Here is a 23,082-nt window from a genome sequence, read left to right as displayed (position 1 = left end):
CTGGGAGAAGCGCGGACATGTTCCGCGGGTGATGGTCAGGAGGTTCATGTGAACAAGTCGATGCTGGTTGGTGCTGTATTGGGTGCTGTCGGTGTGACTGCCGGGGGTGCTGTGGCCACCTATAGCCTGGTAAAAAATAATGGCCCTGAGTATGCGCAAGTACTCGCCGTTGAGCCGGTCAAGACGCAAATCAAGACTCCACGTGAAGTGTGCAAGGATGTAGCGGTCACCCGGCAAGCGCCGGTGAAAGATCAACACCAGATCGCCGGTACGGTGGTGGGTGCGCTGGCAGGCGGTCTGCTGGGTAACCAGATCGGCGGCGGCACCGGCAAGAAAATTGCCACGGTTGCGGGCGCGGTCGGTGGTGGTTACGCCGGCAACAAGGTACAGGAGGGCATGCAGGAGCGTGACACCTACACCACGACGCAAACTCGCTGTAATACGGTGAATGACATCAGCGACAAGGTTGTTGGGTACGACGTTCGTTATTCGCTGGACGGCAAGGAAGGCAAGGTGCGGATGGATCGTGATCCGGGCAACCAGATTCCGGTGGATAAGGAAGGTAAGTTGATCCTGACGCAGAATGAACAGGCGCATTGATGAGCTGATTGTCAGCCGCTGAAAAAGAAGCACCCTACGGGGTGCTTTTTTTGTGCCCAAAATTCACGCAGCCCCCTGTAGGAGCCGGCTTGCTGGCGATTGCGGTATAACTGTCGACATAAATGTTGAATGCCAGACCGTTTTCGCCGGCAAGCCGGCTCCTACAGGTTTTGTGTGCTGCATGAGGCGGTACGTCGGGCGCGGACTTGTAGGAGCCGGCTTGCCGGCGATAGCGGTGTATCCGTCGACATTAATATTGGATGTCAGGCCGCAATCGCCAGCAAGCCGGCTCCTACAGGGGGGAATTCCAGGCATAAAAAAAGCACCCCGCAGGGTGCTTTTTCTGTCGCTGGAAGCTTAGCGCTTCAGCGAGGCCGGCAGGTGCGGCTGGATCGCCGTCAGCACTGCCTTGAAGCACTTGGTGTTACCGGCAACGATGTGGCCTTTCTCAAGGAAATCGTGACCGCCGGTGAAGTCGCTCACCAAACCGCCAGCTTCCTGGATCAGCAGGGCGCCTGCAGCCATGTCCCACTCGGACAGGCCCGACTCCCAGAAAGCGTCGAAACGGCCGGCAGCCACGTAGGCCAGGTCCAGGCTCGCCGAGCCAGCGCGGCGGATGCCGGCGGTCTGGCCAACCAGGGCGCGGAACATGCCCAGGTAGTTGTCGAGGTTGTCCATCTGGTCGTCACGGAACGGGAAGCCGGTACCCAGCAGGGCGCCGTCCAGGCTGGTGCGGCCGCTGACGCGCAGGCGACGACCGTTCAGTTGAGCGCCGCGACCACGGCTGGCGGTGAATTCTTCCTGGCGAACCGGGTCCAGAACAACAGCGTGTTCCAGGCGACCGCGGTATTTGCAGGCGATGCTGACAGCGAAGTGAGGAATGCCGCGCAGGAAGTTGGTGGTGCCGTCCAGCGGATCGATGATCCACAGGTATTCTTCGCCTTCGATCCCGGTGCCGGCGTGCATGCCGGTTTCTTCACCCATGATCGAGTGGTTCGGGTAAGCCTTGCGCAGCGCGTCGATGATTTTCTGTTCAGCGGCGCGATCCACCTCGGATACGTAATCCTTGGCGTCTTTTTCGTCGACCTTGATGGTATCCAGGCGCTCGATGGAGCGGAAGATCAATTCACTGGCGCTGCGGGCGGCGCGCAGCGCGATATTCAGCATGGGCTGCATGGATGTGTCACCTAAGGTTGTTAAAGAAAGCCGGGCATTCTATCAGAACTTTTCTACAGGTGAAGGTCAGTGTTCGCTTTCATAGCTGAACGGTGTGCCCCGCCTCAGAAATACGGTCACTTTTGACGAGTGATCAATGTTGGCAGGCAAGGCGCCGCGCCGACTCATAGCGCTATGGGGAGAAGCGGCAACGCAGCATACCGACATTGAGCGCCGTCAAAAGTGAATCGTTATTTTTGAGGCAGGGCACCCTGTTGAGCTGTAAGATTCGGCTCCCGATTATTGTGTTCGAGAACGCCTCCCGTGCTGCAAAACATTCGTGTCGTCCTGGTCAATACCAGCCACCCCGGCAATATCGGCGGGGCTGCGCGTGCCATGAAGAACATGGGCCTGTCGCGGCTGGTGCTGGTCGAACCACGGTTGTTCCCCCACCACGAAGCCGATGCCCGTGCATCCGGTGCCGGGGACATCCTTGAAAACGCGCAAGTCGTCGCCACCTTGGAAGATGCCTTGGTCGGCTGCAATCTGGTGCTCGGCACCAGCGCCCGTGACCGTCGGATTCCCTGGCCGCTGCTCGATCCCCGCGAATGCGGGACGAAAGTGGTCGAGGAGGCCGGGCAGGGCGCCGAAATCGCCTTGGTATTTGGTCGTGAAGATTCCGGCCTGACCAATGAAGAGCTGCAGCGATGTCATTATCACGTGCACATCCCATCAGACCCTGAGTTCAGTTCGCTGAACCTTGGGGCGGCGGTGCAGGTGTTGAGCTATGAAGTGCGCATGTCCTGGCTCGCGGCCCAAGGCCAGCCGAGCAAGGTCGAGAAGGAAGAAGTGGCATCGGTCAAAAGCGCTGAGCTGGCGACCATGGATGAGCTGGAGCGATTCTATGAACACCTGGAGCAAACCCTGGTGGCCATCGAATTCCTCGATCCTGAAAAGCCACGGCACTTGATGGCGCGCCTGCGTCGGTTGTACGGACGAAGCTCGGTCAGCCGGGCGGAAATGAATATATTGCGTGGCATCCTCACGGAAACCCAGAAAGCGGCCCGTGGTGAGCTTCTAAAGCGGAAGGATTAATGATGTTCGAGCGTTTGCGTGAAGATATCCAGAGTGTTTTCCATCGTGACCCGGCGGCGCGTAACGCTTTTGAAGTCCTGACTTGCTACCCGGGCATGCACGCCATCTGGATCCACCGGTTGTCGGCAGCCTTGTGGCGCGCCGAGCTGAAATGGCTGGCGCGGCTGGTGTCGAACTTCGGTCGCTGGTTGACCGGGATCGAGATCCATCCGGGTGCCAAGGTCGGTCGTCGGTTCTTCATTGACCATGGCATGGGCATTGTCATCGGTGAAACCGCCGAGATCGGCAACGACGTCACCCTTTATCAGGGTGTGACGCTGGGCGGCACCAGCTGGAATAAAGGCAAACGTCACCCGACACTGGAAGACGGTGTGGTGGTGGGGGCTGGTGCCAAGGTGCTCGGCCCGTTCACCGTGGGTGCCGGGGCCAAGGTCGGTTCCAATGCCGTGGTGACCAAGGCTGTTCCGCCCGGTGCGACAGTGGTCGGCATTCCAGGGCGAATCATCGTCAAATCCGATGAAGAGCAGGACGCCAAGCGCAAGGCCATGGCCGAGAAGATCGGTTTCGATGCCTACGGTGTTGGCGAAGACATGCCGGACCCGGTGGCGCGTGCCATCAATCAACTGCTTGATCATCTGCAGGCGGTCGATGGTCGTCTGGAGGGGATGTGCGGGGCGCTGAAGGATCTGGGCAGTAATTACTGTGCGAAAGATCTGCCTGAACTGCGCGAAGAAGACTTTGCGTGTGTGAAGGACAAGGATCAGAGCCAGGCCAGCTAGACCGCGTCGACCCCTTCGCGGGCAAGCTTCGCTCCTACAAGGGTTTCGTTAATCCTGTAGGAGCGAGCGGGCGGCGATCCGACTTGCCCGCGAAGAACGATAACGCGCAATTGCTGGCTGTAACCGCCCAGCCTTTGTTATGATGCGGCCGCTCTTTTGCGGGTAAACCTGACTAAAGTACTAGGTCTTATAGTTGACTTAAATACTCGGGAATTGCATACTCGCCCCATTCCGAACTCCGTGGTAATTGTCCATGCGACTGACTACAAAAGGCCGATACGCCGTGACCGCCATGCTTGATCTGGCGTTGCATGCGCAGCACGGGCCCGTGTCCCTGGCCGATATCTCCGAGCGCCAAGGCATCTCCCTGTCCTACCTCGAACAGCTTTTCGCCAAATTGCGCCGCAGCAATCTGGTGTCCAGCGTCCGTGGTCCGGGCGGCGGTTACCAACTGTCCCGCGACATGCAGGGCATCCAGGTCGCCCAGGTGATCGATGCAGTAAACGAATCGGTCGATGCAACCAAGTGCCAGGGGCAGGGCGATTGCCATCAAGGCGACACCTGCCTGACCCACCACCTGTGGTGCGACCTGAGCCTGCAGATCCACGAATTTCTGAGCGGTATCAGCTTGGCTGATCTTGTTACTCGCCGTGAGGTACAAGAAGTAGCCCAGCGTCAGGACCAGCGTCGTTGCAACAGCAAGACGCCACGCCTGGACAAGATTGAAGCGTCCGCCGTCGAATGACAGCCAAAGAGCTAGCGGCACGCCAGCCAGCCTGATTTAGGAGATAGTCCATGAAATTGCCGATTTACCTTGATTACTCTGCGACCACCCCGGTTGATCCGCGTGTTGCGCAAAAAATGAGTGAATGCCTGCTGGTCGACGGAAACTTCGGTAACCCGGCGTCCCGTTCCCACGTGTTCGGCTGGAAAGCTGAAGAGTCCGTCGAAAACGCCCGTCGTCAGGTCGCAGACCTGGTCAACGCCGACCCGCGTGAAATCGTCTGGACCTCCGGTGCCACCGAGTCCGACAACCTGGCAATCAAGGGTGCGGCGCATTTCTATGCGACCAAGGGCAAACACCTGATCACCACCAAGATTGAGCACAAGGCTGTCCTCGACACCATGCGCCAACTGGAGCGTGAAGGCTTCGAAGTGACCTACATCGAGCCTCGCACTGACGGTCTGGTTACGCCAGAAATGATCGAAGCTGAACTGCGTGACGACACCATCCTGGTTTCGGTCATGCACGTGAACAACGAAATCGGCACCATCAACGACATCGCAGCCATCGGCGAACTGACCCGCTCCAAAGGGATCCTGTTCCACGTCGACGCCGCTCAGTCCACCGGCAAGGTCGAGATCGACCTGCAGAAGCTGAAAGTCGACATGATGTCGTTCTCCGCCCACAAAACCTACGGCCCTAAAGGCATCGGCGCGCTGTACGTCAGCCGCAAGCCGCGTGTGCGCATCGAAGCGACCATGCACGGCGGCGGTCACGAGCGCGGCATGCGTTCCGGCACCCTGGCGACCCACCAGATCGTCGGCATGGGTGAAGCCTTCCGCGTAGCCAAGGAAGACATGGCTGCCGAGAACGTGCGCATCAAAGCCTTGAGCGACCGTTTCTTCAAGCAGGTCGAAGACCTGGAAGAGCTGTACGTCAACGGCAGCATGACCGCCCGCGTTCCGCACAACCTGAACCTGAGCTTCAACTACGTTGAAGGCGAGTCGCTGATCATGGCGCTCAAGGATCTGGCTGTTTCGTCCGGTTCGGCTTGCACCTCGGCTTCGCTGGAGCCTTCGTACGTACTGCGCGCCCTGGGCCGCAACGACGAACTGGCGCACAGCTCGATCCGTTTCACCTTCGGTCGTTTCACCACCGAAGAAGAAATCGACTACGCCGCGCAGAAAGTCTGCGAGGCCGTTACCAAGCTGCGCGCTCTGTCGCCGCTGTGGGACATGTACAAAGACGGTGTCGACATTTCGAAAATCGAGTGGGCGGCACACTGATTTCAAGTCGCCGCAAACCAGGCCCTGTAAACTTAAGGTGGTCAGGGCTTCAAGAGCGACTCTCTGATGAGTGAGGATTAAGAATCATGGCTTACAGCGAAAAGGTCATCGACCACTACGAAAACCCGCGTAACGTCGGCAAGATGGACGCGGAAGACCCGGATGTCGGCACCGGCATGGTCGGCGCTCCGGCGTGCGGCGATGTGATGCGCCTGCAGATCAAGGTCAACGAGCAAGGCATCATCGAAGACGCCAAGTTCAAGACCTACGGTTGCGGTTCGGCCATCGCCTCCAGCTCCCTGGCGACCGAGTGGATGAAAGGCAAGACTCTGGATGAGGCAGAGACCATCAAAAACACTCAACTGGCCGAAGAGCTGGCTCTGCCGCCGGTGAAAATTCACTGCTCCGTACTCGCTGAAGACGCTATCAAAGCGGCCGTTCGCGACTACAAGCAGAAGAAAGGCTTGATCTGATTTTCAAGATTTTGCGACGAGTAAGGAGTCACCGATGGCTATCAGCATGACAGAAGCGGCTGCTCGACACGTGCGACGCTCCCTCGACGGGCGCGGCAAAGGTGAAGGGATTCGTCTGGGTGTTCGCACCACGGGCTGCTCCGGCCTTGCCTACGTGCTGGAGTTTGTCGACGAGGTGGTTGCCGAGGATCAGGTGTTCGAAAGTCACGGCGAGAAAGTGATCATCGACCCGAAAAGCCTGGCCTACCTGGACGGCACCGAGCTCGATTTCGTCAAGGAAGGGTTGAACGAAGGCTTCAAGTTCAACAACCCCAACGTACGCGGTGAATGTGGCTGCGGCGAAAGCTTCAACATCTGAGGCTTCTTGTGGGTACTCCTTGTCATTTCGCTTTATTTGAGCTGCAACCGAGTTTCAATCTGGATCTCGACCAGCTGGCTACGCGCTACCGTGAGTTGGCGCGCAGTGTTCATCCAGACCGTTTTGCGGATGCTTCCGAGCGCGAGCAACGGTTGGCGCTAGAGCAATCCGCGAGCCTCAACGAGGCCTATCAGACGCTCAAAAGTCCCCCGAAGCGCGCGCGATACCTGCTCGCCCTGAATGGTGGCGAGCTGCCGCTGGAGGTCACGGTGCATGATCCGGAGTTTCTTCTGCAACAGATGGAATTGCGCGAAGAGCTCGAAGACCTGCAGGACAGCGCCGACCTGAATGGCGTTGCCGTCTTCAAGCGTCGTTTGAAAGTTGCTCAGGAAAAACTGAACGACAGTTTCGCAGCCTGTTGGAATGATGCAGCGCAACGTGAACAGGCCGAACGCCTGATGCGGCGCATGCAGTTCCTCGACAAGCTCACCTACGAAGTGCGCCAGTTAGAAGAGCGCCTCGACGATTAACCCAGTGCCGCTCCGGTCGCACGCCTGATATACAGATAAGTCCTGATCACGATGGCCCTACTGCAGATCGCCGAACCCGGCCAAAGTCCTCAACCGCACCAGCGTCGTCTGGCTGTGGGGATCGACTTGGGCACTACCAATTCGCTGGTCGCTGCATTGCGCAGTGGTCTTTCCGAGCCTCTGGCCGACGCTGACGGGCAGGTCATCCTGCCGTCCGCCGTGCGTTACCACGCCGATCGCGTCGAAGTGGGCGAGTCGGCCAAGCTGGCTGCCGCTACCGATCCGTTGAACACCGTGCTGTCGGTCAAGCGCTTGATGGGTCGTGGTCTGTCCGACGTCAAGCAATTGGGCGAGCAACTGCCGTACCGCTTTGTCGGCGGCGAGTCGCACATGCCGTTCATTGAAACCATTCAGGGGCCGAAAAGCCCGGTCGAAGTCTCCGCCGATATCCTCAAGGTGTTGCGTCAGCGCGCTGAAGCGACATTGGGTGGCGAGCTGGTGGGTGCGGTGATCACCGTTCCGGCCTATTTCGACGATGCTCAGCGTCAAGCCACCAAGGACGCGGCCAAGCTGGCCGGCCTCAACGTGCTGCGTTTGCTCAATGAGCCGACCGCCGCTGCCGTGGCTTACGGTCTGGATCAACATGCTGAAGGCCTGGTCGCGATTTATGACCTGGGCGGCGGCACCTTCGATATTTCGATTCTGCGCCTGACCGGCGGTGTGTTCGAAGTGCTGGCCACCGGCGGCGACAGCGCCCTGGGCGGCGATGACTTCGACCATGCGATTGCCGGCTGGATCATCGAGAGCGCCGGTTTGTCCGCCGACCTCGATCCGGGTGCGCAACGTAACCTGCTGCAAACTGCCTGCGCGGCCAAAGAAGCGCTGACCAATGTTGCGGCCGTTGAAGTCGCTTATGGCGACTGGAAAGCCGAACTGACTCGCGAAGCTTTCAATGCGCTGATCGAGCCGATGGTTGCTCGCAGCCTGAAAGCCTGCCGTCGCGCGGTGCGTGATTCCGGCGTCGAGCTGGAAGACGTGCACGCGGTGGTCATGGTCGGCGGTTCGACCCGTGTGCCTCGCGTTCGCGAAGCCGTCGCTGAAGCCTTTGGTCGCCAACCGCTGACTGAAATCGACCCGGATCAAGTGGTGGCCATCGGTGCCGCGATCCAGGCCGATACGCTGGCCGGCAACAAGCGCGATGGCGGCGAACTGCTGTTGCTCGACGTGATTCCGTTGTCCCTGGGGCTGGAAACCATGGGCGGCCTGATGGAGAAGGTGATTCCGCGGAACACCACCATTCCCGTCGCTCGTGCCCAGGACTTCACCACGTACAAAGATGGCCAGTCGGCCATGGCGATCCACGTGTTGCAGGGCGAGCGCGAGCTGATCAGCGATTGCCGTTCCCTGGCGCGCTTCGAATTGCGCGGCATTCCGGCGATGGTCGCCGGTGCAGCGAAGATTCGCGTGACCTTCCAGGTCGACGCCGACGGCCTTCTCAGCGTCTCGGCCCGTGAGTTGGGTTCGGGTGTTGAAGCAAGCATTCAGGTCAAGCCGTCTTACGGCCTGACCGACGGCGAAATCGCCAAGATGCTCAAGGATTCGTTCCAGCACGCCAATGACGACAAGGTCGCCCGTGTGCTGCGTGAGCAGCAGGTCGACGCCCAGCGCCTGATCGAAGCGGTGCAAGCCGCCCTTGAAGCTGACGGCGAGCGTTTGCTCGACGCCGAAGAGCGCATGGTCATCGAATTGCAGATGCAGGAACTCACCGAACTGATGAAAGGTACTGATGGTTACGCCATCGAGCAGCAGACCAAGCGTCTGTCGCAAGTGACCGACGCCTTTGCTGCCCGCCGCCTGGACTCGACGGTGAAAGCCGCGCTGGCGGGGCGCAATCTGAATGAAATCGAGGATAACTGATGCCGCAGGTCATTTTTCTGCCACACGAGAAGTTTTGCCCGGAAGGCATGGTGGTCGAGGCTGAGCCCGGTACATCGATTCTCGAACTGGCCCATGAGCACCATATCGAGATGGAAAGTGCCTGTGGTGGCGTTTGCGCCTGCACCACTTGTCACTGCATCGTCAGAGAAGGGTTTGATTCGCTGGAAGAAGCGGACGAACTGGAAGAAGATTTCCTCGATCGTGCCTGGGGTCTGGAAGCTCAATCGCGTCTGGCCTGCCAGGCGATCGTCGGAACTGAAGACCTGACGGTCGAGATTCCGAAGTATTCGCTCAACCACGCCGCCGAAGCGCCGCACTGATTCAAGGAACTGTCATGAGTCTCAAGTGGACTGATGTGCTGGAAATCGCAATCCAGCTGGCTGAAAGCAAGCCCGATGTTGACCCTTTGTCGGTCAACTTCGTCGATCTGCGCAAGTGGGTGATGGAATTGCCCGAGTTCGACGACCTGCCTGAGCATTGTGGCGAAAAGATCCTCGAGGCCATTCAGGCCCACTGGATCGAAGAACGCGACTGAGCCACGCTGCAGGTTAGGCAATACCCAAGAACCCGCGTATAATTCGCGGGTTTAATTTTTCACAAATTACCGTTTCTGGAGTTACACCATGGCTGTTCAACGTACTTTCTCCATCATCAAGCCTGACGCTGTTGCAAAAAACGTTATCGGCGAGATCACCACTCGTTTCGAAAAAGCTGGCCTGCGCGTTGTAGCTTCGAAACTGAAGCAACTGTCCAAAGCCGAAGCTGAAGGCTTCTACGCTGAGCACAGCGCTCGTGGTTTCTTCGGCGACCTGGTTGCTTTCATGATCTCCGGTCCTGTTGTTGTTCAGGTTCTGGAAGGCGAAAACGCTATCGCTCTGAACCGTGAGCTGATGGGCGCTACCAACCCTAAAGAAGCTGCTGCCGGCACCATCCGTGCTGACTTCGCTGACTCCATCGACGCCAACGCTGTACACGGTTCGGACTCCGAAGCCGCTGCTGCTCGCGAAATCTCGTACTTCTTCGCAGCTACTGAAGTAACCACTCGCTAAGCATTGGCTTAAGAGTGAAGGTGAATCCATGACTACATCGACTGTAAAAACCAACCTGCTGGGTCTGACTCAACAGGAAATGGAAAAATTCTTCGACTCAATCGGGGAGAAGCGTTTCCGTGCCGGTCAGGTAATGAAATGGATTCACCATCTTGGCGTCGATGATTTCGACGCCATGACGAACGTCAGCAAGGCCTTGCGCGACAAGCTCAAGGTTATTGCCGAAGTTCGCGGTCCTGAAGTGGTCAGCGAGGACATCTCCACCGACGGCACCCGTAAGTGGGTGGTGCGCGTGGCGTCCGGCAGCTGCGTCGAGACCGTTTACATTCCCCAGGGCAAACGCGGCACTCTGTGCGTTTCGTCCCAGGCAGGCTGTGCCCTGGATTGCAGTTTCTGCTCCACCGGCAAGCAAGGTTTCAACAGCAACCTCACCGCCGCCGAAGTCATCGGCCAGGTGTGGATTGCCAATAAATCGTTTGGCAGCATCCCGGCGACCGCCGACCGTGCCATCACCAACGTGGTGATGATGGGCATGGGTGAGCCGCTGCTGAACTTCGACAACGTCGTTGCGGCCATGCATCTGATGATGGACGACCTGGGTTACGGCATTTCCAAGCGCCGTGTGACCCTGTCGACCTCCGGCGTGGTGCCGATGATCGATGAGCTGTCCAAGCACATCGACGTCTCCCTGGCGTTGTCCCTGCACGCACCGAATGACGCATTGCGTAACCAATTGGTGCCGATCAACAAGAAATATCCGCTTAAGATGCTGCTCGAGTCGTGCCAGCGCTACATGTCGTCCCTGGGCGAAAAACGCGTGCTGACCATCGAGTACACCTTGCTCAAGGACATCAACGACAAGGTTGAACATGCCGTTGAGATGATCGAGCTGCTCAAGAACATCCCGTGCAAGATCAACCTGATTCCGTTCAACCCGTTCCCGCATTCCGGCTACGAGCGTCCGAGCAACAATGCGATTCGCCGTTTCCAGGATCAGCTTCACCATGCAGGTTTCAATGTCACCGTACGCACCACCCGCGGTGAAGACATCGATGCCGCGTGTGGCCAATTGGTAGGGCAGGTGCTGGATCGCACCCGTCGCAGTGAACGTTATATCGCCGTGCGCGAGTTGAGCGCCGACAACGATATGGCTTCGAACGCTGCGAAATAATTCAAGAGAGGATCTCTATGTCCCTGCGCTTTGCGCTGCTTGTGCTGTTGGCCAGTCTTTGTACTGGCTGCGTCCTGTCGGGCGATTTCAATCCGATGAAGACCAGCAAGGGCCGCGATGAAGCGCGAGTTGCCTACGTGCAACTGGGCTTGGGCTATTTGCAGCAGGGCATGACCGAACGCGCCAAGGTCCCGCTGAAAAAGGCCTTGGAGCTGGACGGTTCGGATCCTGACGCCAATGCCGCATTGGGTCTGGTGTTTCAGGCCGAGATGGAGCCGGAGCTGGCGGATGAGCACTTTCGCAAGGCGCTTTCTTCCCGACCCAACGATGCCCGTATCCTGAATAATTACGGCAGTTTTCTTTTCGAACAGAAACGTTACAAAGAGGCTTACGAGCGCTTCGAGCAAGCCGCTGCCGATACCCTGTATCCTGAGCGTTCGCGAGTGTTCGAGAACCTGGGCATGACCGCTTCCAAGCTTGGCCAGCGTGATCTGGCCCAGCAGCAGCTGGAAAAAGCTTTGCGTTTGAACCGTCAGCAACCTCGTGCATTGCTGGAAATGGCTGAGTTGTCTTACGAAGACAGGCATTATGTGCCCGCGCGTGACTACTACGATCGTTTTAGCCTGCTCACCGAGCAAAATGCACGTAGTCTATTGCTCGGCGTTCGGCTGGCAAAAGTGTTTGAAGATCGCGACAAGGCCGCCAGTTATGGCCTGCAACTAAAACGACTCTATCCCGGTACGCCGGAATATCAGCAATACCTGTCGGAGCAATGATGAAAGCGGCGCATCCCGAAGTTGTAGCAGCGAATCGCGTTAACCCCGGTGAAACTTTGCGCCAGGCCCGCGAAAGCAATGGCTGGTCGCTGGCCGAAGTGGCCCTCAAGCTCAACCTCACCGTTAATTCCCTGAGCAATCTGGAAGCCGGCGCATTCGACAAGCTGCCGGGGCATACCTTTGCCCGCGGTTACATTCGCGCCTACGCCAAATTGCTCGGCATGGACCAGACCGTTCTGGTTCAGCAATTCGACCAATCCACCGGTACCGACTCCCAGGGCGCCAACGTCCACAGCCTGGGTCGGATCGAAGAACCGGTTCGGGTTTCCCACACCATTTTGCGAATCGTCAGCCTGCTGTTGCTGATCGCGGTGATCGGCGGCGGTTTCATCTGGTGGCAGGATCAAACCTCATTGCGCACCAAGGACCTGATCAGCCTGAGCCCGGAGCACGTTGAAGTCGAAGGCGCCGACGGCACCACCCAGATCCATCCGCTGGACGAGCCGGAAGACCAGGCTGTCGCGGAAGGTCAGGCTGAAGGCTCGACCGCTCTCGTATTGCCGCAAGCCGAGACTTCGACTGAAGCGCCGGCTGAAGCTGAACCCGCTACGCCTGTGGTCGCTCCGGCTGCCCCGGCGCCAGTTGCACCGGCGCATAGCACCGCGCCGGCTGCTCAGGCACCCGTTGCCCCGGCGCACAGCACCGCGCCAGTTGTCGCGCCTGCGGCCCCGACGGCTCCGGTTGTGTCGACCCCGCTTGCAACCGCCTCGGTGACGCCGACCATTCCTGCTCCGGCAGCGGCTGCTCCGGTTGCCGGCCAAGGCCAGGTTCAACTGCAATTCACCGCTGATTGCTGGACACAAGTCACCGACGGCACTGGCAAAGTGCTGTTGAGTGGTCTCAAGCGTAAAGGCGAGAACGTTTCCCTCAGCGGCAAGCCACCGTTTTCCGTACGCCTGGGCTTCGCCCGTGGCGCGCAGGTCAGCTACAACGGGCAGGTGGTTGATGTCGCTCCGTTCACCAGTGGCGAGACTGCTCGCCTGAAGTTGGGTCAATAAGTCATGCACGGCGAATCTCCAATCAAGCGTCGCGAATCCCGGAAAATCTGGGTCGGTAACGTGCCTGTTGGCGGCGATGCGCCCATCGCTGTGCAGAGCATGACCAACAGCGACACCAATGACGTCGCTGCCACTGTCGCCCAGATCAATCGTCTGGAAGCCGCTGGCGTCGATATCGTGCGCATTTCCGTACCGGACATGGACGCCGCCGAAGCCTTCGGCAAGATCAAGCAGCTGGTTAAAGTGCCATTGGTGGCTGACATTCACTTCGACTACAAGATCGCTTTGCGCGTAGCCGAACTGGGCGTTGATTGCCTGCGCATCAACCCGGGCAACATCGGTCGTGAAGACCGCGTGCGTGCGGTGGTCGATGCCGCCCGTGATCGCGGGATTCCGATCCGCATCGGCGTCAACGCCGGTTCCCTGGAAAAAGACCTGCAAAAGAAATACGGCGAACCGACCCCGGCCGCGCTGGTCGAATCTGCCCTGCGTCACGTCGAGCACCTTGAGCGCCTGAACTTCCAGGACTTCAAGGTCAGCGTGAAAGCCTCCGACGTGTTCATGGCCGTCGCTGCTTATCGCTTGCTGGCCAAGGAAATCGTCCAGCCGCTGCACTTGGGCATCACCGAAGCCGGTGGTTTGCGTTCAGGCACAGTGAAATCCGCCGTGGGCCTCGGTATGCTGCTCGCCGAAGGGATTGGCGATACTATCCGCATCTCGTTGGCGGCCGACCCGGTCGAGGAAGTGAAAGTCGGCTACGACATTCTCAAATCCCTGCACCTGCGTTCCCGTGGCATCAACTTCATCGCCTGCCCGAGCTGCTCGCGGCAGAACTTCGATGTGGTCAAGACCATGAACGAGCTGGAAGGGCGCCTCGAAGATCTGTTGGTGCCGCTGGATGTCGCGGTCATCGGTTGCGTGGTCAACGGGCCGGGCGAAGCCAAGGAAGCCCATATCGGCTTGACCGGCGGCACGCCAAACCTGATTTACATCGACGGCAAGCCGTCGCAGAAACTGACGAATGACAATCTGGTGGATGAGCTTGAACGCTTGATCCGCCAGAAAGCGGCCGAGAAGGTCGAAGCTGACGCAGCTGTAATCGCTCGCGGCTGATCGAACGAATTTAAGGATTTAAAGTGAGCAAGTCTCTGCAAGCCATTCGTGGCATGAACGACATCCTGCCCGAACAGACTCCCCTGTGGCGTCATTTCGAGGGCACCGTTTCGCGTCTGCTGGATAACTACGGTTACAAGCAGATCCGCATGCCGATCGTCGAGTTCACCGAGCTGTTCAAGCGCTCGATCGGTGAAGTGACCGACATCGTCGAAAAAGAGATGTACACCTTCGAAGACCGTAACGGTGATTCGCTGACCCTGCGCCCTGAAGGCACGGCGGCTTGCGTGCGTGCGGTGCTCGAGCACGGCATCACTGGCGGCGGCCAGGTGCAGAAACTCTGGTACATCGGCCCGATGTTCCGCCACGAACGTCCGCAGAAAGGCCGTTATCGCCAGTTCCACCAGATCGGTGTCGAAGTGTTCAACCTCGACGGTCCGGACATCGACGCCGAGCTGATCGTGCTGACCTGGCGCCTGTGGGGCGAGCTGGGCATCCGTGATGCGGTCAAGCTCGAACTCAACAGCCTGGGCACCAGCGAATCCCGTGGTCGTTATCGCGAAGCGCTGGTCGAGTTCCTGTCCGCTCACCTGGACAAGCTCGACGAAGACAGCCAGCGCCGTCTGAAGACCAACCCGTTGCGCGTTCTGGATACCAAGAACGCCGACACTCAAGCGATCCTGGTCGACGCGCCGAAAATGGCCGACTACCTCGACGACGAATCCCGCGTGCACTTCGAGGGCCTCAAGGCTCGCCTGGACGCCGCCGGTATTCCTTACGTGATCAACCCGAAGCTGGTACGCGGGCTGGATTACTACAGCAAGACCGTTTTCGAATGGGTCACCGACAAGTTGGGCGCTCAAGGCACTGTGTGTGCTGGCGGCCGCTACGACGGTCTGGTGGAACAGATGGGCGGCAAGCCGACCCCGGGCGTTGGTTTCGCCATGGGCATCGAGCGTCTGGTGCTGCTGCTTGAAACCCTGGAGCAGATCCCGCAAGAGATCTCCCGCCAGGTCGACGTCTATCTCTGCGCATTCGGCGAGGCTGCCGAGCTGGCGGCCCTGACGTTGAGCGAGAAGGTGCGCGATCAGTTGCCCAACCTGCGTCTGCAGATCAATGCCGGCGCCGGCAGCTTCAAAAGTCAGTTCAAGAAGGCCGACAAGAGCGGTGCGCTGTACGCGCTGATCCTCGGTGACGACGAAATGGCCCAGCAAGTGGTAGGTTTCAAACCCCTGCGTGGCCAGGGCGAACAACAAAGCATTGCCTGGGATGCGCTTGCTGCACACCTGGCCACCTGCGTCGTGCAGGGTTGAAGCTGTCATAAACAGCCGATTTAGCGATTAAGGAGTATTGGGGTGTCGAGTACCGAAGACGAAAACCTGGCGGATTTGAAGGACTGGTGGACACGCAACGGCAAGCCCCTGGTCACTGGCGGCCTGTTGGCGCTGGTCATCGTGTTCGGCTGGCAGGCCTTTCACAAGTATCAGAGCAATCAGTCGCAAGGCGCCTCGATGCTCTATCAGCAATTGCTCGAAACCACGCTGACGCCTGACGGCAAGCCTGATGCCGCCCGTGTTTCGGACCTGGCCGGCAAGCTCAACAGCGAATTTGGCGGCAGCGCCTACGCGCAATACGGCAGCCTGTTCGTGGCGAAAGTCGCGGTCGACAGCGGCAAGCTGGACGACGCTGCCACCGAGCTGAAAGCCATCGTTGCCAAACCGGCCAACCCGGCACTGGGCGAAATCGCCCGTCAGCGCCTGGCGCAGGTACTGGCCGCGCAGAACAAGGTCGATGAAGCCCTGAAACTGCTCGAAGGCGATGCCGATAAAGCATTCCTGGCCACTCGCGAAGAACTCAAGGGCGACCTGCTGGTGCAGTTGGGTCGTACCGACGAAGCGAACGCTGCGTATCAAAAAGCCAAGGCGGCACTGTCGGATGAAGCGGCAGTCGGTGGCCTACAAATCAAGCTGGACGATCTGGCCAAAGGGGATGCGTGACGTGATCCGTTGGAAACATGCAGCATTGCTGGCTCTGGCCGTTTTGGCCGCGGGTTGCAGCAGCAACAGTAAAAAAGAATTGCCGCCTGCCGACCTGGTCGACTTCAAAGAAGAAGTGGTCCTGCAAAAGCAGTGGAGTCGTTCGATCGGTGACGGTCAGGGCGAAACCTACAACATGCTGGTTCCGGCGATCGATGGCGATACTATCTATGCCGCCGACGTCACTGGCGTGGTAATGGCGATGGATCGCAGCAATGGCGACGTCAAATGGAAGAAAGACCTCGAACTGCCTGTTTCCGGCGCCGTTGGCGTAGGTTATGGCCTGCTCGTGATCGGTACGACCAAGGGCGAAATCGTTGCGATGGACGCCACCAACGGTGAAGAGAAATGGCGCGCTCGCGTGTCCAGCGAAGTGCTCGCGCCGCCGGCCAACAACGGTGACGTGGTAGTCGTTCAGACTCAGGATGACCGTCTGATCGGTCTGGATGCCTCCACCGGTAACCAACGCTGGTTGTATGACAGCACGCCTGCGGTCCTGACTCTGCGTGGCACCAGTGCGCCGATCGTGACCAACCGCCTCGCGGTGGCTGGCCTGTCGACCGGTAAAGTGGTTGCGCTCGATATCTCCAACGGCGTGCCGGTGTGGGAACAGCGGGTTGCGATCCCACAAGGTCGTTCGGAATTGGAGCGCGTTGTCGATATCGACGGTGGTCTGCTGCTGTCCGGCGGTACCTTGTACGTCGCCAGCTATCAGGGTCGCGTTGCGGCACTGGACCTGGAAAGCGGTCGTCAGCTCTGGCAGCGTGATGCTTCCAGCTATGCCGGCGTTGCGCAGGGCTTCGGCACTGTGTACGTGAGCCTGGCTTCGGGCACAGTCGAAGGCGTCGACGAGCGTTCCACCACAGCCTTGTGGAGCAACGACTCGCTGGCTCGCCGTCAACTGTCGGCTCCGGAAGTGTTCTCCAGCTATGTTGCAGTCGGTGACATGGAAGGCTATGTGCACCTGCTGAGCCAGGTGGACGGTCGTTTCGTCGGCCGCGAACGCATTGACAGCGACGGCCTGCGTGCCCGTCCGCTGGTGGTGGGTGACACGATTTATCTTTATGGCAACAGTGGCAAACTGGAAGCCCTGACCATCAAGTAATGTTTTGACTATGCTTGGGGTTAACCCCCAAGCGGCCCCGTTCTGCGGGGCTCGCAGCGCTTACAGGCGCTGCCCCGAGCACCAGCCGCTGCCTCGCAGCGGCTTTTGTATTTTCTGAAATAACGAAGTGGAGAGCCGCATGGTTCCCGTAATCGCCCTGGTGGGCCGACCGAACGTCGGCAAGTCCACCTTGTTCAACCGCCTGACCAGGACTCGCGACGCCATCGTCGGCGACTTGTCCGGTCTGACCCGTGATCGCCAATACGGTGAGGCCAAGTGGCAAGGGCGTTCCTACATTCTGGTCGACACCGGCGGTATCTCCGGTGACGAGCACGGTATGGACGAAAAAATGGCCGAGCAGTCGCTGCTGGCCATTGAAGAAGCCGATGTCGTTCTGTTCCTGGTAGATGCCAAGGCCGGTTTCACCGCCGCCGACCAGATGATCGCCGAGCATTTGCGCAAACGTAACAAGCGTTCGTACGTGGTTGCCAACAAGGTCGACAACATCGACCCTGAAATGGCCCGCGCCGAATTCGCTCCGTTGGGCATGGGCCACGCGATCCCGATCGCCGGTGCTCATGGTCGTGGCATCACCCAGATGCTGGAAATCGCCCTGAGCGACTTCCCGAAAGACGAAGAAGAGCTGGAAGAAGGCGAGGAAGAGGACGTTGCCGAAGGCGAGGAAGCCAAGCGCATTCCTGGCCCAAGCGAAAAAGACGGGATCAAGATCGCCATCATCGGCCGCCCGAACGTCGGCAAGTCGACCCTGGTCAACCGCATGCTCGGTGAAGACCGGGTCATCGTGTATGACCAGCCCGGCACTACCCGCGACAGTATCTACATCCCGTTCGAGCGTAACGACGAGAAGTACACGCTGATCGACACCGCCGGTGTGCGCAAGCGCGGCAAGATCCACGAAGAAGTTGAAAAGTTCTCCGTGGTCAAAACCCTGCAAGCGATCAAAGACGCCAACGTGGTGATCTTCGTGATGGACGCCCGCGAAGGCGTGGTGGACCACGACCTCAACCTGCTGGGCTTCGCCATTGAGTCCGGTCGTGCGCTGGTCATCGCGATCAACAAGTGGGACGGCATGACGCCGAGCGAGCGTGACTTCGTGAAGGTCGAGCTGCAACGTCGACTGTTCTTCGTCGACTACGCCGACATCCACTTCATCTCGGCGCTGCACGGCACGGGCGTGGGCAACCTCTACGCTTCCGTACAGAACTCGTTCAAGTCCGCGGTCACCCGCTGGCCGACCAACCGCCTGACCCAGATTCTGGAAGATGCGGTCGGTGAGCACGCGCCACCGATGGTCAACAACCGCCGGATCAAGCTGCGTTATGCGCACTTGGGTGGTGCCAACCCGCCGATCATCGTGATTCACGGTAACCAGATCGAGAAGGTGCCGAAGTCTTACGTCCGTTACCTGGAAAACACTTACCGTCGTGTCTTGAAGCTGGTTGGTACGCCGATCCGCATCGAGTTCAAGGGCGGCGAGAACCCGTACGAAGGCAACAAGAACTCGCTCACTGACCGTCAGGTCAACAAGAAGCGTCGCATGATGTCGCACCACAAGAAAGCCGACAAAAAGCGCCGCGACAAGCGTTGATTCAAGGCTGGCTCGCCTCTGTAGGAGCGAGGCTTGCCCGCGAAGAACGATAACGCGGTGTATCTGATACACCGCGGTGTGGCCTTCGCGGGCAAGCCTCGCTCCTACAGGGATCGCGGTTGCAGAAAGGGCGCTTTATGCGCCCTTTTTTTATGGGCGCCGTTTGGCTATCCTCGGGCTCTCCCGCGCCGCCGTTAGAGCCGGGTGTAGAGCAGGGAATCACCGATGATCACCAGTAAGCTGCCGAATGTCGGCATCACTATCTTCACGCAGATGTCTCAGCTCGCGGCGCAAACCGGGGCGATCAACCTGTCACAGGGTTTTCCCGATTTCGATGCCCCGCAAGCCTTGTGCGATGCGGTGGGTCGGCACATTGCCAATGGCCACAACCAGTATTCGCCAATGACCGGCCTGCCGGCCCTGCGTCAGCAAGTGGCGGCGAAGATCGCTCGCAGTTACGGCGTCAATGTCGATGCCGACAACGAAGTGACCATCACGCCCGGTGCCACCCAGGCGATCTTCTGTGCCATTCAGGCGGTTATCCACAGCGGCGACGAAGTGATCGTGTTCGATCCGTGCTACGACAGTTACGAGCCGTCGGTGGAGTTGGCCGGTGGTCGTTGCGTGCATGTGCAACTCGGGCTGAATGATTTCTCCATCGACTTCCAGAAACTGGCTGAAGCCATCACCCCGCGTACGCGGATGATTGTGCTGAACTCCCCGCACAACCCAAGCGGCGCGTTGATCAGCCGTGCCGAGCTCGATCAGTTGGCGGATCTGATCCGTGATCGCGACATCTACCTCGTCAGCGACGAAGTCTACGAACATCTGGTATTTGACGGTGTGCCTCACGTCAGCGTGCTGAATCACGAAGAGCTGTATCAGCGAGCCTTCGTGGTCAGCTCGTTCGGCAAGACCTATCACGTCACCGGCTGGAAAACCGGCTACGTGGTCGCACCGCCGGCCCTCACGGCGGAGCTGCGCAAGGTGCACCAGTACGTCAGTTTCTGCGGTGTGACGCCGTTGCAATACGCCTTGGCCGACTTCATGGCCGAACACCCGGAGCACATTGGAGAACTGCCGGGCTTCTACCAGGCCAAGCGCGATCTGTTCTGCGACTTGCTGACGCCATCGCGTTTCAGTTTCACCCGCGTCACGGGCACCTATTTCCAGTTGGTCGATTACTCGCAGATTCGCCCCGACCTCAACGACGTCGAGATGGCGCTGTGGATGACCCGCGAACACGGCGTGGCGAGCATCCCGATCTCGGTGTTCTACCAGACGCCACCCGAAGGCCAGCGCCTGGTGCGCCTGTGCTTCGCCAAACGCGAGGAGACCCTGCGTGAAGCAGCGGCAAAACTATGCGTGATCTGAGTGCATTGCCGAATCTGACCATCGCACTGATCCAGACAACCCTGGCCTGGCACGACCGCCAGGCCAATCTGGAGCATTTCGAGCAGTTGCTGGAACAGGCTCGCGGCGCGGACCTGATCATCCTGCCGGAGATGTTCACCACCGGTTTTTCCATGGAGTCCGAGACGCTTGCCGAGGCGGAAAACGGTCCCACCAGCAAATGGCTGCGGACCCAGGCGGCCAAACTCGATGCGGTGATCACCGGCAGCATCATCGTTCTGGCCGCTGATGGCAGTCATCGCAATCGCCTGTTGTGGGCGCGGCCGGATGGCGAAGTCTGGCATTACGACAAGCGCCACCTGTTCCGCATGGCAGGCGAGCACAATCACTACACGCCGGGCGAGCGCCAGGTGCAGTTCGAGATCAAAGGCTGGCGCGTCCGACCGCTGATTTGCTACGACTTGCGTTTCCCGGTGTGGAGCCGCGATGCCCAGGACACAGACCTGTTGCTGTACACCGCCAACTGGCCGGGTGCACGGCGCCAGCACTGGAACCGTTTGCTGCCGGCGCGGGCAATCGAAAACCTGTGCTACGTGGCGGCGGTGAATCGCATCGGGACTGACGGTAAAGGCTTTGCGTACACCGGCGACAGTCAGGTCCTGGATTTCCAGGGCGAGACATTGCTCAGTGCCGGTGAGGCGGATGGGGTGTTTCAGGTTGTTCTGGATGCAGCGGAACTGGCGGCTTATCGCACGCGGTTTCCGGCGAATCTGGATGCGGACACGTTCGAGTTCACCTGAGATTTTTGCTGTCTGACAGGGCCCCATCGCCAGCAAGCCGGCTCCTACAGAGGACCGCGTCGGTCAGAACAACTCGGTCAACTGTAGGAGCCAGCTTGCTGGCGATGGGGCCGGGACAGACAACATAAATATTGCCGGCAAACAAAAAGGCCCCAAGGTTTTCACCAAGGGGCCTTTTGCATTTCAGCGAAGGCTTACGCCGCTTTCGCTTCCGGCTGGCTCAACGAGCGGTTCAGCGCGCTGAACAGGGCCTTGAAGCTGGCGGTGGTGATGTTTTCATCGATGCCCACACCGTGCACCGCACGTTGTCCTTCCACACGCAGTTCGATGTAGGCCGCTGCCTTGGCGTTGGTGCCCGCGCCGATCGCGTGCTCGTTGTAATCCATGATCTCCACCGGAATTGGCAGACCGGCCACCAGCGCTTCCAGCGCGCCGTTGCCTTTGCCACGCCAGTGCAGGTTGGTTTCGCCCTGGCCCTTGCCGGAGACTTCCACTTCCACGGCGCTGTGACCGTTTTCTTCCTGCAGGCGATGGCTGACCAGCGCGTACGGGGTGTTGGCCTGCAAGTACTCGCTGTGCAGCAACGCGTGGATCTGCTGGGCGGTCATTTCGAGGCCCAGGCGATCGGTTTCACGCTGCACGACCTGGCTGAACTCGATCTGCATGCGGCGCGGCAAGCTGATGCCGTATTCCTGTTCCAGCAGGTAAGCGATACCGCCCTTGCCCGACTGGCTGTTGACGCGGATCACCGCCTCGTAGCTGCGGCCGATGTCGGCCGGGTCGATCGGCAAGTACGGCACTTCCCACAAAGCGTCCGGTTTCTGCTGGGCGAAGCCCTTGCGGATGGCATCCTGGTGGGAGCCGGAGAACGCGGTGTGAACCAGGTCGCCGACGTACGGGTGACGCGGGTGCACCTGGATCTGGTTGCATTCTTCGACGACTTTGCGCACACCGTCGATGTCCGAGAAATCAAGCTCAGGGTGAATGCCCTGGGTGTAGAGGTTCAGTGCCACGGTGACCAGGTCGACGTTGCCGGTACGCTCGCCGTTGCCGAACAGGCAGCCTTCAACACGGTCCGCGCCCGCCATCAGGCCCAGCTCGGTGGCGGCGACGCCGGTGCCACGGTCGTTGTGGGTGTGCAGGCTGATGATCACGCTGTCACGACGGTTGATGTGGCGGCCGAACCATTCAATCTGGTCGGCATAGATGTTCGGGGTCGCGCATTCGACGGTGGCCGGCAGGTTGAGGATCACCTTGTGCTCAGGCGTCGGGTTCCAGACTTCGATGACTGCGTCGCAGACTTCCTTGGCGAATTCCAGCTCGGTGGCGCTGAAGGTTTCCGGTGAGTATTCGAAGGTCCACTGCGTGTCCGGCTGCTGGGCCGCGTATTTGACGAACAGCTTGGCGGCGTTCACGGCGATGGCCTTGATCCCGTCCTTGTCCTGGTTGAAGACAATGCGGCGGAAGGAAGGGGAGGTCGCGTTGTACAGGTGAACAATGGCTTTCTTCGCCCCGCGCAGGGATTCGAAGGTGCGCTCGATCAGGTCTTCACGGCCCTGGGTCAGCACCTGAATGGTGGTGTCGTCCGGGATGTGATTGCCTTCGATCAGGGTGCGCACGAAGTCGAAGTCGGTTTGCGACGCAGCCGGGAAGGACGCTTCGATTTCTTTCACGCCGACCTGTACGAGGGTTTTCCAGAAACGCAGCTTCTTGACCGCGTCCATCGGCTCGATCAGCGACTGGTTGCCGTCGCGCAGGTCGGAGCTGCACCAGATCGGCGCGGCGGTGATGGTCTTCGACGGCCAGGTGCGGTCCGGAATGTCGATGGTCGGGAACGCGCGGTATTTCGAAGACGGGTCTTTGAGCATGCTCATCGGGAAATCCTTATTGTGTGGGCCGAAAAAAGGCGGCCTGCCGGTGGATCAAAAGTTCTTGGGGAAAAGCGTAAAACGAGGCGTCGCGATTCAGCCCGGCAGTCGTGCGCTGACGAGGCACAGGCTGCGGTGCTGGCGAAGCTGAATGAGGGTGTGAGAGGTTTTCATGTCTTCAACCCTAACCGCGAGGGTGAAGGATG

The 23,082-nt window shown here is 59.4% G+C and carries 24 protein-coding genes; 22 read left to right on the top strand and 2 right to left on the bottom strand.

All coding sequences use genetic code 11. The features are described 5' to 3' along the window. Nucleotides 1-48: 48 nt before the first annotated feature. Nucleotides 49-600, top strand: a complete 552-nt coding sequence (locus ACYZUC_RS14990) for a glycine zipper 2TM domain-containing protein (protein WP_008025488.1) — start codon at nt 49-51, stop codon at nt 598-600. A 357-nt stretch (nt 601-957) separates the two neighbouring features. Here ACYZUC_RS14990 and suhB read toward each other — a convergent pair whose 3' ends face one another. Continuing rightward, nucleotides 958-1,776: a type III secretion system regulator SuhB gene (gene suhB / locus ACYZUC_RS14985; protein ID WP_008014726.1), complete on the bottom strand. Its 819-nt coding sequence runs from the start codon at nt 1,774-1,776 to the stop codon at nt 958-960. Between the two features lie 303 nt (nt 1,777-2,079). Between suhB and trmJ the strand changes: the two genes are divergently transcribed. The 21 genes from trmJ to ACYZUC_RS14880 all read left to right on the top strand — a co-directional run bounded on the left by trmJ (nt 2,080) and on the right by ACYZUC_RS14880 (nt 21,008). Beyond that, nucleotides 2,080-2,850: a tRNA (cytosine(32)/uridine(32)-2'-O)-methyltransferase TrmJ gene (gene trmJ, locus ACYZUC_RS14980; RefSeq protein WP_008025492.1), complete on the top strand. Its 771-nt coding sequence runs from the start codon at nt 2,080-2,082 to the stop codon at nt 2,848-2,850. 2 nt (nt 2,851-2,852) lie between these two features. Further along, complete coding sequence (gene cysE / locus ACYZUC_RS14975) at nt 2,853-3,629, top strand: serine O-acetyltransferase (protein ID WP_008025494.1); 777 nt, start codon at nt 2,853-2,855, stop codon at nt 3,627-3,629. 253 nt (nt 3,630-3,882) lie between these two features. After that, on the top strand, nt 3,883-4,374 hold the full coding sequence (gene iscR / locus ACYZUC_RS14970) for a Fe-S cluster assembly transcriptional regulator IscR (RefSeq protein WP_008042436.1): 492 nt from the start codon (nt 3,883-3,885) through the stop codon (nt 4,372-4,374). Nucleotides 4,375-4,424: 50 nt separating this feature from the next. Beyond that, nucleotides 4,425-5,639 (top strand): IscS subfamily cysteine desulfurase, encoded by a 1,215-nt coding sequence (locus ACYZUC_RS14965; RefSeq protein ID WP_008025496.1) that lies wholly within the window; start codon nt 4,425-4,427, stop codon nt 5,637-5,639. A gap of 86 nt (nt 5,640-5,725) precedes the next feature. After that, nucleotides 5,726-6,112, top strand: coding sequence for a Fe-S cluster assembly scaffold IscU (gene iscU, locus ACYZUC_RS14960; protein ID WP_003443374.1), 387 nt, complete (start codon nt 5,726-5,728; stop codon nt 6,110-6,112). A gap of 34 nt (nt 6,113-6,146) precedes the next feature. Next, complete coding sequence (gene iscA / locus ACYZUC_RS14955) at nt 6,147-6,470, top strand: iron-sulfur cluster assembly protein IscA (protein ID WP_003227904.1); 324 nt, start codon at nt 6,147-6,149, stop codon at nt 6,468-6,470. A gap of 8 nt (nt 6,471-6,478) precedes the next feature. Beyond that, nucleotides 6,479-7,000: a co-chaperone HscB gene (gene hscB, locus ACYZUC_RS14950; RefSeq protein WP_008025499.1), complete on the top strand. Its 522-nt coding sequence runs from the start codon at nt 6,479-6,481 to the stop codon at nt 6,998-7,000. Nucleotides 7,001-7,051: 51 nt separating this feature from the next. Next, nucleotides 7,052-8,917 carry a Fe-S protein assembly chaperone HscA gene (gene hscA, locus ACYZUC_RS14945; protein WP_226298660.1) on the top strand — a complete coding sequence of 622 codons (1,866 nt, stop codon included), beginning with the start codon at nt 7,052-7,054 and terminating at the stop codon, nt 8,915-8,917. Then, nucleotides 8,917-9,258, top strand: coding sequence for an ISC system 2Fe-2S type ferredoxin (fdx, locus tag ACYZUC_RS14940; RefSeq protein WP_192302617.1), 342 nt, complete (start codon nt 8,917-8,919; stop codon nt 9,256-9,258). The genes hscA and fdx overlap by 1 nt, the downstream gene beginning before the upstream one ends. Before the next feature lie 14 nt (nt 9,259-9,272). Continuing rightward, complete coding sequence (gene iscX, locus ACYZUC_RS14935) at nt 9,273-9,473, top strand: Fe-S cluster assembly protein IscX (RefSeq protein WP_008025505.1); 201 nt, start codon at nt 9,273-9,275, stop codon at nt 9,471-9,473. Nucleotides 9,474-9,561: 88 nt separating this feature from the next. Further along, the gene (ndk, locus tag ACYZUC_RS14930; RefSeq protein ID WP_007916882.1) at nt 9,562-9,987 is read left to right on the top strand and encodes a nucleoside-diphosphate kinase; all 426 of its coding nucleotides are present in this window, start codon (nt 9,562-9,564) and stop codon (nt 9,985-9,987) included. A gap of 28 nt (nt 9,988-10,015) precedes the next feature. After that, entirely contained in the window at nt 10,016-11,158 is a 1,143-nt protein-coding gene (rlmN, locus tag ACYZUC_RS14925; protein WP_461996581.1) for a dual-specificity RNA methyltransferase RlmN, read from the top strand. Between the two features lie 17 nt (nt 11,159-11,175). Continuing rightward, a complete protein-coding gene (pilW, locus tag ACYZUC_RS14920; protein ID WP_461996580.1) occupies nt 11,176-11,934 on the top strand; it encodes a type IV pilus biogenesis/stability protein PilW in 759 nt (252 codons plus the stop codon). Next, entirely contained in the window at nt 11,934-12,992 is a 1,059-nt protein-coding gene (locus tag ACYZUC_RS14915; protein ID WP_461996579.1) for a RodZ domain-containing protein, read from the top strand. The genes pilW and ACYZUC_RS14915 overlap by 1 nt, the downstream gene beginning before the upstream one ends. A gap of 3 nt (nt 12,993-12,995) precedes the next feature. Beyond that, nucleotides 12,996-14,105 (top strand): flavodoxin-dependent (E)-4-hydroxy-3-methylbut-2-enyl-diphosphate synthase, encoded by a 1,110-nt coding sequence (gene ispG, locus ACYZUC_RS14910; RefSeq protein WP_010457850.1) that lies wholly within the window; start codon nt 12,996-12,998, stop codon nt 14,103-14,105. A 23-nt stretch (nt 14,106-14,128) separates the two neighbouring features. After that, complete coding sequence (gene hisS, locus ACYZUC_RS14905; protein ID WP_458377852.1) at nt 14,129-15,418, top strand: histidine--tRNA ligase; 1,290 nt, start codon at nt 14,129-14,131, stop codon at nt 15,416-15,418. Between the two features lie 42 nt (nt 15,419-15,460). Continuing rightward, nucleotides 15,461-16,102, top strand: coding sequence for a tetratricopeptide repeat protein (locus ACYZUC_RS14900; RefSeq protein ID WP_461996578.1), 642 nt, complete (start codon nt 15,461-15,463; stop codon nt 16,100-16,102). Further along, nucleotides 16,095-17,246, top strand: coding sequence for an outer membrane protein assembly factor BamB (gene bamB, locus ACYZUC_RS14895; protein ID WP_461996577.1), 1,152 nt, complete (start codon nt 16,095-16,097; stop codon nt 17,244-17,246). Before ACYZUC_RS14900 ends, bamB begins: the two co-directional genes overlap by 8 nt. 139 nt (nt 17,247-17,385) lie before the next feature. After that, a complete protein-coding gene (gene der, locus ACYZUC_RS14890; RefSeq protein ID WP_461996576.1) occupies nt 17,386-18,855 on the top strand; it encodes a ribosome biogenesis GTPase Der in 1,470 nt (489 codons plus the stop codon). A 225-nt stretch (nt 18,856-19,080) separates the two neighbouring features. Continuing rightward, nucleotides 19,081-20,229 carry a pyridoxal phosphate-dependent aminotransferase gene (locus ACYZUC_RS14885; RefSeq protein WP_461996575.1) on the top strand — a complete coding sequence of 383 codons (1,149 nt, stop codon included), beginning with the start codon at nt 19,081-19,083 and terminating at the stop codon, nt 20,227-20,229. Next, nucleotides 20,217-21,008 carry an amidohydrolase gene (locus tag ACYZUC_RS14880; protein WP_461996574.1) on the top strand — a complete coding sequence of 264 codons (792 nt, stop codon included), beginning with the start codon at nt 20,217-20,219 and terminating at the stop codon, nt 21,006-21,008. Before ACYZUC_RS14885 ends, ACYZUC_RS14880 begins: the two co-directional genes overlap by 13 nt. A gap of 194 nt (nt 21,009-21,202) precedes the next feature. Here ACYZUC_RS14880 and leuA read toward each other — a convergent pair whose 3' ends face one another. Continuing rightward, nucleotides 21,203-22,882, bottom strand: coding sequence for a 2-isopropylmalate synthase (gene leuA, locus ACYZUC_RS14875; protein WP_008025530.1), 1,680 nt, complete (start codon nt 22,880-22,882; stop codon nt 21,203-21,205). Nucleotides 22,883-23,082: the final 200 nt, after the last annotated feature.

The sequence above is a fragment of the Pseudomonas sp. GT1P32 genome (genome assembly GCF_054897805.1).
This window is presented reverse-complemented; position numbering and strand designations above follow the sequence as displayed.

What these genes read in the sequence shown, in the direction of transcription:
- ACYZUC_RS14915 (WP_461996579.1), top strand. Translation starts at nt 11,934, where the DNA reads ATGAAAGCGGCGCATCCCGAAGTTGTAGCAGCGAATCGCGTTAACCCC.
- fdx (WP_192302617.1), top strand. Translation starts at nt 8,917, where the DNA reads ATGCCGCAGGTCATTTTTCTGCCACACGAGAAGTTTTGCCCGGAAGGC.
- iscX (WP_008025505.1), top strand. Translation starts at nt 9,273, where the DNA reads ATGAGTCTCAAGTGGACTGATGTGCTGGAAATCGCAATCCAGCTGGCT.
- bamB (WP_461996577.1), top strand. Translation starts at nt 16,095, where the DNA reads ATGCGTGACGTGATCCGTTGGAAACATGCAGCATTGCTGGCTCTGGCC.
- iscU (WP_003443374.1), top strand. Translation starts at nt 5,726, where the DNA reads ATGGCTTACAGCGAAAAGGTCATCGACCACTACGAAAACCCGCGTAAC.
- ndk (WP_007916882.1), top strand. Translation starts at nt 9,562, where the DNA reads ATGGCTGTTCAACGTACTTTCTCCATCATCAAGCCTGACGCTGTTGCA.
- pilW (WP_461996580.1), top strand. Translation starts at nt 11,176, where the DNA reads ATGTCCCTGCGCTTTGCGCTGCTTGTGCTGTTGGCCAGTCTTTGTACT.
- iscR (WP_008042436.1), top strand. Translation starts at nt 3,883, where the DNA reads ATGCGACTGACTACAAAAGGCCGATACGCCGTGACCGCCATGCTTGAT.
- rlmN (WP_461996581.1), top strand. Translation starts at nt 10,016, where the DNA reads ATGACTACATCGACTGTAAAAACCAACCTGCTGGGTCTGACTCAACAG.
- iscA (WP_003227904.1), top strand. Translation starts at nt 6,147, where the DNA reads ATGGCTATCAGCATGACAGAAGCGGCTGCTCGACACGTGCGACGCTCC.
- ACYZUC_RS14965 (WP_008025496.1), top strand. Translation starts at nt 4,425, where the DNA reads ATGAAATTGCCGATTTACCTTGATTACTCTGCGACCACCCCGGTTGAT.
- cysE (WP_008025494.1), top strand. Translation starts at nt 2,853, where the DNA reads ATGTTCGAGCGTTTGCGTGAAGATATCCAGAGTGTTTTCCATCGTGAC.
- hscA (WP_226298660.1), top strand. Translation starts at nt 7,052, where the DNA reads ATGGCCCTACTGCAGATCGCCGAACCCGGCCAAAGTCCTCAACCGCAC.
- suhB (WP_008014726.1), bottom strand. Translation starts at nt 1,776, where the DNA reads ATGCAGCCCATGCTGAATATCGCGCTGCGCGCCGCCCGCAGCGCCAGT.
- ispG (WP_010457850.1), top strand. Translation starts at nt 12,996, where the DNA reads ATGCACGGCGAATCTCCAATCAAGCGTCGCGAATCCCGGAAAATCTGG.
- der (WP_461996576.1), top strand. Translation starts at nt 17,386, where the DNA reads ATGGTTCCCGTAATCGCCCTGGTGGGCCGACCGAACGTCGGCAAGTCC.
- leuA (WP_008025530.1), bottom strand. Translation starts at nt 22,882, where the DNA reads ATGAGCATGCTCAAAGACCCGTCTTCGAAATACCGCGCGTTCCCGACC.
- ACYZUC_RS14880 (WP_461996574.1), top strand. Translation starts at nt 20,217, where the DNA reads ATGCGTGATCTGAGTGCATTGCCGAATCTGACCATCGCACTGATCCAG.
- ACYZUC_RS14885 (WP_461996575.1), top strand. Translation starts at nt 19,081, where the DNA reads ATGATCACCAGTAAGCTGCCGAATGTCGGCATCACTATCTTCACGCAG.